At 30.3% G+C, this 12,319-nt stretch carries 9 protein-coding genes; 2 read left to right on the top strand and 7 right to left on the bottom strand.

Annotation, left to right across the window (positions count from 1 at the left end):
* Positions 1-77: 77 nt before the first annotated feature.
* Positions 78-764 (top strand): tRNA (adenosine(37)-N6)-threonylcarbamoyltransferase complex dimerization subunit type 1 TsaB, encoded by a 687-nt coding sequence (gene tsaB / locus WG950_RS08525; RefSeq protein ID WP_340935248.1) that lies wholly within the window; start codon positions 78-80, stop codon positions 762-764.
* Here the strand turns inward: tsaB and WG950_RS08520 are convergent.
* From WG950_RS08520 to WG950_RS08510, 3 genes are all read right to left on the bottom strand, one after another.
* Positions 754-1,554 carry a mechanosensitive ion channel family protein gene (locus WG950_RS08520; RefSeq protein WP_340931635.1) on the bottom strand — a complete coding sequence of 267 codons (801 nt, stop codon included), beginning with the start codon at positions 1,552-1,554 and terminating at the stop codon, positions 754-756. The genes tsaB and WG950_RS08520 overlap by 11 nt on opposite strands.
* A gap of 9 nt (positions 1,555-1,563) precedes the next feature.
* The gene (locus tag WG950_RS08515; RefSeq protein ID WP_340931634.1) at positions 1,564-2,238 is read right to left on the bottom strand and encodes a hypothetical protein; all 675 of its coding nucleotides are present in this window, start codon (positions 2,236-2,238) and stop codon (positions 1,564-1,566) included.
* A gap of 373 nt (positions 2,239-2,611) precedes the next feature.
* Positions 2,612-2,812, bottom strand: a complete 201-nt coding sequence (locus WG950_RS08510) for a dodecin family protein (RefSeq protein ID WP_077810792.1) — start codon at positions 2,810-2,812, stop codon at positions 2,612-2,614.
* Positions 2,813-2,975: 163 nt separating this feature from the next.
* Between WG950_RS08510 and WG950_RS08505 the strand changes: the two genes are divergently transcribed.
* A complete protein-coding gene (locus tag WG950_RS08505) occupies positions 2,976-3,329 on the top strand; it encodes a toxin-antitoxin system YwqK family antitoxin (protein WP_340931631.1) in 354 nt (117 codons plus the stop codon).
* A gap of 409 nt (positions 3,330-3,738) precedes the next feature.
* Here the strand turns inward: WG950_RS08505 and WG950_RS08500 are convergent, their stop codons facing one another.
* From WG950_RS08500 to sprA, 4 genes are read right to left on the bottom strand one after another with little or no spacing between them, the layout of a single operon-like run.
* Entirely contained in the window at positions 3,739-4,458 is a 720-nt protein-coding gene (locus WG950_RS08500) for an energy transducer TonB (protein WP_077810794.1), read from the bottom strand.
* A 46-nt stretch (positions 4,459-4,504) separates the two neighbouring features.
* Positions 4,505-4,804, bottom strand: a complete 300-nt coding sequence (locus tag WG950_RS08495; protein WP_340931628.1) for a VanZ family protein — start codon at positions 4,802-4,804, stop codon at positions 4,505-4,507.
* 58 nt (positions 4,805-4,862) lie between these two features.
* The gene (gene gcvH / locus WG950_RS08490) at positions 4,863-5,243 is read right to left on the bottom strand and encodes a glycine cleavage system protein GcvH (protein WP_079737897.1); all 381 of its coding nucleotides are present in this window, start codon (positions 5,241-5,243) and stop codon (positions 4,863-4,865) included.
* Between the two features lie 30 nt (positions 5,244-5,273).
* Positions 5,274-12,317, bottom strand: a complete 7,044-nt coding sequence (sprA, locus tag WG950_RS08485) for a cell surface protein SprA (RefSeq protein WP_340931627.1) — start codon at positions 12,315-12,317, stop codon at positions 5,274-5,276.
* Between the last annotated feature and the right edge of the window lie 2 nt (positions 12,318-12,319).

Below are 12,319 nucleotides of genomic sequence, written 5' to 3'. Positions count from 1 at the left end.
ATATTTTAAGCCTCACTCGTTTTATTACTTGTGAGGTTTTCTTTTTTTGAAATACTATCTTTGTGAAAAAAAGAACATTGGCAATTATATTAAACATAGAGACATCAACTAAAAACTGCTCTGTAAACATAGCAGAAAACGGAGTTGTTTTAGCTATAAAAGAATTAAATAATGGTAATTATTCTCATGCAGAAGTATTACATCCATTTATAGAAGAAGTATTACAAAAAGCAGCTATAACAAAATCGCAAATAAGTGCAATTGCTGTTAGTAAAGGTCCAGGGTCTTATACAGGACTTAGAATTGGTGTCTCTGCTGCTAAAGGGCTTTGTTTTGCTTTAAATTGTCCTTTAATATCTATTGATACCTTAACAGCATTATCTTACGCCATATCTATTGAAAAAGGCTTTATAGTACCAATGTTAGATGCAAGGAGAATGGAAGTATATGCAGCGATTTTTAATTCTGAAAATGTTAATGTACGTGATACAAAAGCTGAAATAATAGATGAAGGTTCTTTTGCAAAAGAATTAGAACAATCTAAAGTATATTTTTTAGGTGATGGATCTGAGAAATGTAAACAAATTATAACTCATAAAAATGCAGTTTTTATGGATGAAAAGTTCCCTTCTTCTAGAGAAATGGCGTCATTGTCTTATTTAAAATATAAAATAAGCGACATCGAAGATGTCGCTTATTTTGAGCCTTTTTATTTAAAAGATTTTATTGTTATTCAAGAAAAAAAGAAAAAACCTACTTTTTAATTTCCACTTGATGCGGATAAGGTATCTCAATTCCGGCGTTATCTAATGCTATTTTTGTGTTTTCAGTAACATCAAAATATACTTTCCAATAATCTTCTGTATTACACCATGGCCTTACTGCAAAATTAACAGAACTATCTGCAAGTTCTAATACTGTAACACTAGGTGCTGGATCTTTTAAAACTTTTGGATGAGAAGTTAAAACATTCAATAAAACATCTTTTGTTTGTTTAATATCAGCATCATAAGAAACTCCAAACACTAAATCTACTCTTCTTGTTCCTTCTGTAGTAAAATTAATTATGTTTCCGTTAGAAAGTGCACCATTAGGTATAATTATCTCTCTATTTGAAAGGCCTGTTAATTTCGTTGTAAAAATTTCAATTTCTTTTACAACTCCGGTTTCTCCTTGAGCCTGTATCAAATCTCCAACTTTCATTGGTTTAAAAATCATTATTAAAACTCCTCCTGCAAAATTAGCTAAAGATCCTTGTAAAGCAAGACCTACTGCTAAACCTGCAGCGGCTATAATTGCAGCAAAAGAAGCTGTTTCTACACCTAACTTTGCTATAACAGTTATGAATAATAATATTTTTAAAACCCAATTAAGTAAATTTCCTAAAAATTTTTGAAGTGTAACATCTACATTTCTTTTCTTAAGAATTTTTGTAGTTGTGTTAATAATTATTTTAATTACAACTAAACCAATAATTAACATGGCTAATGCCATTAAAACTTTTGGTGTGTATTCTACCAATACCTCCTTTATATTTTCGATATATTCTTCCATTAAATTTATTTAAATTGAATTATAGTAATTAAATACTTTTGTTACATCGTCAATTTTTTTTCTATTTAGTTTTTCTTGTTTCATGAAGTTTTTAATCTTTGAAGATTTATTTCCAAATAAATTGTAAAAATCTTTCTTACCTTTAGGAAGTTTTACTAATTCGTTATTTAAAGCTACAAAATGTTCATCTTTTTTTGATATAAATTTTGCTTTTTTGGATGATTCAAATTGTGTTTTAGCTACTTTTCCTTCTATAAATGCAACATTTTTTTTGGAGTATAAAGAAGCTTTTCCTTTTGCGTTTATTTCGAAATATTTTAATTCTCCGTTTAAATTAAGTACAGTAAACTTCTTACCTAAATTTACAAAATGGATTATTTGATTCTCTGTTTTAGACAAAAAATATACTGTCCCATCTTTAATAAACTCCATCTCATCTGCAAAAATATTGTAACGAAAATAAAATTTATCTTTCAAGTCATCTACTTTTGCCTCTTGATATTCTTCAGTTAAAAACCTTAAGTGTTGTGTTTGTGCTGAAGCATCTTTAGCGGTTACACCATCAATTTTAGTGTTTGGACCTTTAATTGTTATTGAAAGTCCATTTTGTCTTTCTAATTGTCCAAAAACAATTATTGATTGAGCAAAAAATAATACTGTTGCTAAAATTTTAATTTTTCTCATAATTTTTTTAATAAAACAAAGTTAGTTATAATGTTAATAAAGCCGGTATGGTTTGTGTATAAAAGATATTAATATTTTTAGTTGTATAACTTCACTAAAGTTCAGTTACTATTACACAATTTATAAAAAATAAGACACAATCTTCTATATTTAATGTTAAAGCATGCAATAATCTTGCCGAAATAAATAATTTATATAACTTTTGATTAGTTGCTATAACTTTTGTTTGAAATACAAATTATTTGTTTTTTTAGATTAAAAATATTCTAAAGATCATATGTACCCATGAATACAAACTACTATAGAAGAAATATCATTTTTACATACATAATTATGTACTAAAAAAGGCGATCTTAATAAATCGCCTTTTGTATTAGTTTACTTCAAATGTTATTTTTAAGTTGACTCTAAATTCGGTTACTTCATCGTCTTTTACTACTGCACTTTGCGATTGTACAAAAACGGATTTAATGTTTTTTACAGATTTAGAAGCTTGCTTTACTGCTTTTTTTGTTGCGTCTTCCCAACTTTTATCTGAGTTAGCTAAAACTTCTATTACTTTCATTACGGCCATGTTATTTGATTTTTTAAGATTAATGTTATGTAAATATAAGAAAATCAAGAGATTATTATCGTAATATTTTCCAATGTTAACTTAATGTTATGTAAATGTTTGTAAATTGTTATAAAAGTGTTATATTTGTAAACCAAGTGTTAACCCTCAAAACAGAAAAATCATGAAAAAAATTTTAACAATAGCATTTTTATGCATCGCAGCAATAGGATATTCTCAAGATATTAAGCCAACTTATGAAGCAGAAGGAGATTTAGTAAAGGCTACTTATTACCATGAGGATGGATCTATTAGCACAGAAGGTTATTTTAAAGATAAAAAATTAACAGGAATTTGGACTCGTTTTGATAAAGAAGGAAATAAAGTTCAAATGGCTTTTTATAAAGAAGGTAAAAAAACTGGAAAGTGGTTTTTCTGGAATAATGCTGGTTCTTTACAAGAAGTAACTTACAATAACAATACTATAGAAAGTGTTAATTTGTGGAAAGCTGAAACTAAAGTAGCTACAAATAAATAATATTTTTCTACTATAAACACAAAAAAGCCTAAAGTTTTACTTTAGGCTTTTTGTGTTTATTGACATTCTAACCAAAGTCTTTTATGGAATATAAATCTATTTATAAGCTAAACGTATTTAAAAGAAGACTAAGATCATGTTGTAGTTGCGTTGAAATCTTCTGATAGAACCAAAACAAAACGTTTATATTCTTATTTATTAATGAGTTAAAGCTAATGAACGTAATTTGTAATCTTAAAATTCACTTTGTGTTTGTTGTTTTATTATTTATAAAGAATTTCTATTTTAAGAATACAACAAACGTTAATTATTAAATTAACTATTCGTATCATTTATTACTTCAAATAGAAGTAAAAAAAACGCTTAGAACATTGTTCTAAGCGTTTTGATATATTATAATTCTTATTGATTACTCTACTAATAAAGAGAAAGGAATGTTGTAACTAACACCAACTGGCTTACCTCTTTGCTTACCTGGTTTCATTTTAGGTAATAATTTCATTACTTTAATAACCTCCGCTTTAATTTTTGGGTGCGGTGCTCTTGCTTGTACATTAACAATGTTACCTTGTCTATCAATTTTGAAACCAATAAATACTCTTTTCTTACCTGGAGAAAGACCTAATTCATTTGGTAAATCTGCATCAAACTTTCTAGAAAAGTGTTTTTGTACCATTTTACTGAAACAATTTTTTAACTCTTGCTTACTTCCTTTACATCCAGGAAATACTGGAGAATCTTCAATAATCATAAAGTTTACATCTTCTACAACTTCTTCTGCTTCTTCGATTTCTACAATTTCCTCAACTTCTACAGCTTCTGTTTCATCTGTTTCAGTAGATTCTATTACAGTTTCTTCTACTTCCTTTTCATCTTCTACAACTTCAATTTTTTCTGGAGTTGGTGGTGGCGGAGTTTTAGGTTTTACAGGCTCTACTCTTTCAGTAATTGGAATGTCTTCTTCCATGTCTGCGTTCATATTAACTACACCTAAAGAACTTGTAGTTTTGTCGTATGTTTTCTTTTCGATTGCAGCATAAGTAACAAATAAGGCTAATACTAAACCTATTTGCATAAATATTTTACTGTAATTTTCTAAGTTCGATTTCGGGTTTTTCTTTATTTCCATTGAATAAGAGTTTTATATAGTTCGCTAATTTAACTAAATTATTGTGTTAAATACAAGTCTTTTTATTTTTTAACCTCTTTTTTTTAAAAAAAATGCTAAATATTAATAAACCTAATAGTACACCAACAGAATTCGCAATAATATCTAAAAAATCGCCTGTTCTATATGAGGTAACAGTTTCTTGTAAAATTTCAATAATTATGCCAAAAGAGATACAACTAATTATAATTAAATAATTTTTATTGAACTTTTGTAATGCAAAAAGCCAAGACAATGATAAGACAGTATAAGCAAAACTATGTTGCCATTTGTCTATATTGCTAATAGATATATTGTACTTAGGCATTTTCATTAAGCTTAAGTACAAAATTAGTATTGCTATGGCTACAGCAAAAAGTAATTTTTTATCCCTTAATAAGTTTTTCGTAAGCTTCAGCATCTAATAAATTATCTATTTGCGAGCTGTCTGATATTTCAATTTTTATCATCCAACCTTTATTATATGGGTCTGAGTTTACTAATTCTGGCTCGTCTTCTAACTCTTCGTTAAATTCTGTTACTTCTCCTTTTAAAGGCATAAATAAATCTGAAACAGTTTTTACTGCTTCTACAGAACCAAAAACTTCTCCTTCTTCTACAGTATCGTCTAAAGTATCTACATCAACATAAACGATATCTCCTAATTCACTTTGTGCGAAATCTGTAATTCCTATAGTTGCTACATTTCCTTCAATTCTTAGCCACTCGTGATCTTTTGTGTATTTTAATTCTGCTGGAATATTCATCTTAATATTATTATTGGTTGTTTATTGTTTTTAATTTCCTCCTAAATTATAGATAATGTTAAAGCCACCATTTATTGCTTGACGCGGGAAAGTGGTTGATATAGCATATCTAGATGTTTGATGATTGTAATAAAACGATGCCGTTAAATTTGCGCTCAATCTGTAATCGGCTGTAAATTTAATAGAAAATAATCTTTGTCCGCCACTTATTTGATTATTATCTTCATCTACAGATCTAATTTGTGTTAAATTATCTCTTAAAGAAACATCTGCTCTTAAATTAACGTCTCCTTTAAGAGTTGTCTTTTTACCTGTAAAACGAGTATTTACCTTTACATCTTTAAAAACATAACCCAAACCAAAGATATATTCTGTTCCTTTTATATCTGTTAAGGTGCTGTTGTTAAAATTCATTGTTAATGTTCTGTCTCTTTTTACTTCTCCTCTTAAAGAAAAAGAGTTTCTCATTTTCATGTCAACTTTAATTAGCGGAGAAAATTCGTCAACTAGAGTTGCAGCAGAAATTAATAATTCTGGTTCGTAATTTCCAGAAGAATTTGTTGTGCTAAACGGATTATTAGAATCGTATTGTAAATTATTTGTAAAACTAGAAACCGTGTAAGAAGATTTGTAACCATGAGAAACTACAAAGTTGCTAAAGTTCTTCTTAAAGAAATCTAATTTCATAAGTCCAGTATATCTTAGAGTCCAATTTGGTATCGGAATGTTTCTAAACAAATTGGTATTCACTTTATCTGGGCTAGAACCCGAATATGCGGCCATAAATGCAGGTAATAAAACTTGCTGACTATTGCTACCGTAACCAGTTGAGTTTCCTCCGTTTTCTGCTGCTAATCTTTCTGAAATTGCAGATCTATATGTTCTCATAGTTTCAAAAAGCGCATCACCGTCTTTAAAAGCAGTTGCAATCATAGAATGACTCGTGCTAAAGTTTCCTGTTTCAAAAGCTGGCGCACTAAAATCTAATGCTCCGTTTGTTGTGCCGTTTTCGATGACATCTAATTGCTGAGATAAATCTCTTGTTTTAATTTTATTACCTCTCACATCAATATTTAAATCTTTAAAAGGCTTAACTGTAAAAGTGTAATCTAATTTATTGTAATGAGTTCTGCTGTAGGTTTTATTATAATACTCGCTATTATCTGGATCTCTTGGACCAACTAACCAACCGTTTTGTAATGCTTTATTTCTAATATCTACTTGGCTACCAAAAGCAAAAGAAGTTGGTGCGCCACCTAAAAAGCCAATGTCTTCTGTGTAACCCGGTAAAAACTGACCGTTATTTTCTGAATAACTTATTTTACCTTGTTTTACAGAGGTAACTACATCATAAACACCTTTTAAAATTTGCTTACCTACCGATAATTTTTTCTTAGAATTAACTCGTCCAGGAGCAGGAGGTAAACCACTTCCAGAAATACCTTTTGCATTTTTTCTTTGATTTTTAGATAATAGTAACTTTTCGAAACCTAAACTTTTATAGAACTTATCGAAAGTTAAAGTCGTATTTAAATTGTGCGTGTTTGCATTTTGAACAACGTTACCAACCAAATCTACATAAGCAACATCGGTACCATTTACATCTATTGTACTTTGTGCTGCAGCTTGCCAATCAAAATCTGCTGTGTACGCATAATCTGCTTTTACCCAACTTAAAAATGGGACTTTATTTATGGGTAACTGGTAGGTTCCGTTTAACTTCTGATGATAATGGTTTGCTCTACCCGTATTAAAGAAATCATCAAAAATCTGAATATCTTCATTCGTATCAAAAGTATCGTAAATGTAACTGTTGGTTGCATTAAAGTTAAACTGAAGAGATTTAGTTAGATCGAAACCAACGGTATAATCCCAATCAAATAAAAACCTACGTTGTTTTAATGCTGGTTGATCAGATAAACCTGCAACTAAATTTCTAGATTGTTGTTCTGTAAAATTTCTATTAATTCTAGAATTTACTGAAACTGTAGATGGTATCGGATTGAAATTAATATCTTTAATTAGTTTTAAATATTTGCTTTGTAAAAAACCTATGTTTTTAAAAGGCTCTATAGATTTTGACTGAAAATTGTAGTTGTAAGTAGCACCTGCAACTACGTTTTCGTTTACATATTTTTGAATATTGTAATCTCTATGAAACTCTTTGTTATGAGCATAAGAAACAGAAACATTTTCAACATCATAAAACTTTGGTTTTTTGGTAGAATTCGGATTTCTATTTTTCTTTACATTGATAAAACTAATACTTGTTCTTTTAGTATAATCTCTAGAAAACTCGCTATTAGGGTTTTGTTCTAAAGCATCTTCTAAAGTTACATCTTGGTACTGCGGATCGTATTTTGGATCAATAAACTTTTCTCCGATACTATAACTCATTGGCAATTGAATTCCCCATTTTTTAGGCGTTAAAACCTTGCCCAAATTTACAGTTGTAGCAACATCGTATTGTTTTGTCTCGTCTAAACTACGTTGGTTTACTCTATCTTCTACATTACCAAAACCTATTGTAGACATGCTTCCGGCTAAAGAAACGTTTGCAACATCAGCAAAATTAGCATCTGCATTAACAACAGCAGCCCAACCACCTTTATTGTCAAAACCAGCAGATCGAAGTTCGTTAAACCAAACTTCTGCACTTCTAGGAGATAAAGAAATGTTTTTTAAACCTAACATTATTGTTCTTAATTGTGCTAAAGTTGGGTTTCCTTTTACACTAATTGTATATGGTAAATCTGGGTCTTGCTCTTGAGATTGATAAATTTCGTTTACCGGAAAGTTAACATTGTTTCTTTCTAATTTTATCTTACCAAAAGTTTCTAAAAAGGCATCTAAATTATTTGCTTCTGGCCAAATGTCTAAAGCAGATGTTCCGGCTTTTGTAACTTTTAAAGGCAATTCTATTTGATAAAAATTCTCATTTAAATCGGTTCCTAATCTTATTACAGCAGCTAATTCATTATCGTTAACAACAGCTTCTCTTTCTATTTCTTGTAAGTGCATAAACATTTTTAATTGCTTAAAACGTCTTAAATCTACACTTATGTTTTTGTAAATAGCTCTTGTTTCTTCTGGTTCTAATCTAGTAACTTTTAGAGTAACCGATTGTTCGTTTTGCAATTGTACTGTTGTACTACCTTGTAAACGCTCTCTTTCGATACCTGGTGGTTGTATATAACTTCCTTCATTTTGCTCTATACTTACAACACCAACTTCAAAATCATTTAGTTCGTCTTGGGTTAATTCTCTATCTGGGTTTGTAGTTGGATCTAAAGTTCTCACATACCTTCTCCAGTCACCTCTAACCAAATCTAATTCACCAAAACGTACTACCACTGGCATTCTAAAATTGGTTAAAAACATTCTTACAAAACGAATACTATTAAAATCAGAAATACCATTTACAGGTGTTCCGCTTCTTACCGGAACTCTAAATTGATACCATTTTGTTTGTTGTGTATTTCCGTTTTCTAAAGTAACTGTTGTTGTTTTTTCATCTACAATATAACCAACTCCTTTTCTTAAATCATTCTGATTCATAGAAATTCTATATTCATAATAGCTTTCTACAGTATTCATTGTTTGATCTTTGTTGATGTCTTCTGTATCTGGATACGTTGTAGAAGATGTCGGGTAAGGTTCTGTAGATTGATTTAAGGTTGGCGAATTACCTTGAGTATTATTGTAATCTTTATATCTAGTTATTAATGATGCGTTTATTGCGTCTAAATTTGATCCTCTAAAAAACTGAAAGTTATCTGCCGCAGGATCTGTTAAATTTGCATATTGTCCAATGCCTGGTAAATTACGTTCTTCATCATCATTTAAACCATCAAAACCAATATCTTGGTTTGTTCTTGCATCATCTAATTCATTAAAAGCATAAATTATCGATGGATTTCTAGGAACATCTCCCCAAGTAGTTCTATTAACATTATTACCATTAACTTTTAAACCATCTTCTGGTAAACCGTTTTCGTACATTTTACGGTTGTCTTTCAAAATATCTTCAGAAATATTACCAAGATTTATATACAAATCTCCAACTTGATTTGCTGGATTGTTTGGGTCTATACCAGCAGGTAAACCTTCTTCGTTTGTGATAGAGTAATTTTGATAAGGATCCATAATCCAGAATTGCATATACTCTACATTTGCTTGATCAAAATTATTTGTTGTTAAAGGTCGCATAATTCCTCCCCATCTAGTTTCTGGGTTTGGTAATGTTACTTTATCGTTTTGTATTGTTGCTGCAGGATCATAATTATAAGAACCTCTTTCTGCCGGAAAATAAGCTAAATCTAAAGTTCTAACTAAAGAGTTTTGCGTAATATCTAATTGTACATTAGGAAACAATTCTCTGTAATTAATTTGTCTTGTTTCTGCTCTAGAAAGTTCGTCAGCATCAATACTTGCAGGTGTATCACCAACACCATAAAATATTTGATCTACGCTGTACCAAGCTAATTTTGCTCTTTTATAGTTGTAAGATAACCCATCACTTTCTCCGTTAAAGTTAGGAAAGTATTTAGGTGTACTCGCTTCATACCAATCTAGTGAAGAAAGTAAACTAATTGGCACTTGCGACGCTTCAAAATCATCGATATAAGAAGTTGCTGCACCTGTTACGTCAATTCCGCTTGGTGTTCCAGGAATCAAATAAGCCATATCACCACGAACAGATAAATTAGAAGGCGCATCTGTATCTAAAAACGGTAATTTGTTTGCCAGTTTTGTAAAATAAGGTACTTCTGTAGCATAATTAAAGTTAAACCCTAACATGGTGTTGTTAATAGGTTCTGCACCAAAATTAACTTTAGGTGTTAAAGGTCTTTCTTTGATATTTAAATAAGTTGCACCAACCACAAAATCTTCAGAAAATTTGTGTTCTACATCAATACCAAAAAAAGTTTTTCTTTGCTGATTAAAAACAGCGTTATTTTCTGTAGATACGCTAATAGGAACGCCAGAAGCTTGTAAACCCGGATCGATAATTTGTACTCTTCCTAAAGAATAATCTACAACATAATCTACACCTTCTACCAACTGTCTTCCGCCAGCGGAAACTCTAACAGAACCTCTAGGAACATTGAAAGCGCCAATTGGTATTCCGCCAGAATTTTCTGATTTAAAATATCCCTTTAAAAAGTATTTGTCTTTATTCTGAAAGTTATTTTTAATGTTGATTTTAGTGTTTAAATACAATTCTTTAAATATAAAACCTTCATCTGCAGGGTTTGTTAATTCGTCTGCTAAATCGTTACCAAAAGGTTCTGGTTCAGGAAAAAAGATAAATCCGTTTTCAGAATTTACGGTAATTCCTTCTACATAATCGAAAAAACCATCTGGCGATCTAAACTGACTTTGATCTAATTGATCTAATTTTAAAACTTGTAATAAAGGTAAGTTAGAAATACCTACGGTTGCAGCATTTTGTAAAACATTAGAAGGTATACCTGTTTGATCGTCTCTGTATTGAATTTCGAAACGGAAACCATCTTGAGTTAACGGAAAAGCGCCTAAAGCATATACGTTCTTCATCATTAAACGCCAAGTAGGAAAAGCTTCATCTTCTCCGGTAGTTACATTTGTTCTTTTTGTTTGTAAGATTTCTGATCGCAATAATTTTACCGCTAAATTGTTAGGTGCTTGTATACCATCATTAGAAAACTCACCAACTTTAAAAGAGTTTTTTGTACTTCCTGTAACGTTACCCGCTACTGTATATTCATAAGCAACAGCTAAAACTTCACCATCGTTTAATCTTCTATTTAAAGAAATAAAACCTAATTGCGGATTTAGTCGATATTCATTTGCATCTAATTTTCTAGCATTTTCTAAAACCGAATAATTAGTTCCGTTTTGCATGTTGTATGGTTGCAAAGAGCTATCAACAGTAGAAATATCTCTTATACCGCCTGCAGGAATAATTTCTGTACCAATTCTATTTGCACCATTAAAAGGTAAATTGTTACCAGCAACTTGTGGTTGTGTAATTGCAGGGTTTAATACAACACCATTTTCATCAACCAAAACTTGGTTTTCCGATTCGCCAATATCAGCAAAAGCAACAATACTTCTGTAATCTTCTGTACTTGCGTTTCTATTCGTTATCCAAACTTCTACTCTTGTTATATTAATTGGGCTATTAATTAACGGGTAATTTTTAAGCGAATTTGCATAATTATCTATAAAATATTGCGATAAGAAAAAGTGTCTGTCATTATCGTAATCTGTAGTTCTTAATTCGAAAGGTTGTATTGATGCACCGCCTTCTGCAACAACGGTTTTACTTTCTGAGTTTTGCTGAGAAAACACTGCAGTAATATTGGTGTTACCAAACTTTAAATCGGTTTTTACACCAAATAAACTTTGGGCTCCGTTTATTAAAGAGTTTTTAATTGGCATAGATACATTACCAGCTTCTAAACCTTGTATGATGTCGTCTTCGTTTGGTTCGAAACCAACTTTAGCTCTTATACTTGCGTTAATTTGCTGATCAAAATCAAAAGTAAAATTACTTCTATTTTCTTCGGATATTTGCGGATTATCTGTGTTTTGATAGATAAAACCTAACTTTAAATTTAAGCTACCAGTTGGTGTTACTTTTACTTCTGTACCGCCAAAAATGGTTTCGAAAAACTTGTTGTTCACATAATAAGTTGGCAATAAATCTTTTTGTGCTTCTTTAGAACCTTTTTTCTTACCGTTTGTTGCACTCACTTTATCTTTAAAGTAAAGCAACATATCTCTTTTTAATCGATATTGTTGGTACTCTCTAGGCGATAAATAAATAGGAGTTCTTGTGTAGTAATTCCCAATTTTTTCTACAATTACATATTTATTTAAAACTTTATCAAAAATGATTTCTTTTTTAGATAAATCATCTAAATATAAACCACCTTTTTGGGTGCTTTTAAAATCGTAACGTAAATCTACTTTGTCTTTGTTAACTTTTGTTGAGTCTTTTTCTGTAGTGTCCTGAGCATAAGTAGATAAACTTACCGTTAAGATAATTGCTATTAATAAAAACGTATTTTTAAAAATTGTACCCAATT

The organism is Polaribacter marinaquae (assembly GCF_038019025.1).
GTDB lineage: Bacteria > Bacteroidota > Bacteroidia > Flavobacteriales > Flavobacteriaceae > Polaribacter > Polaribacter marinaquae.
This window is presented reverse-complemented; position numbering and strand designations above follow the sequence as displayed.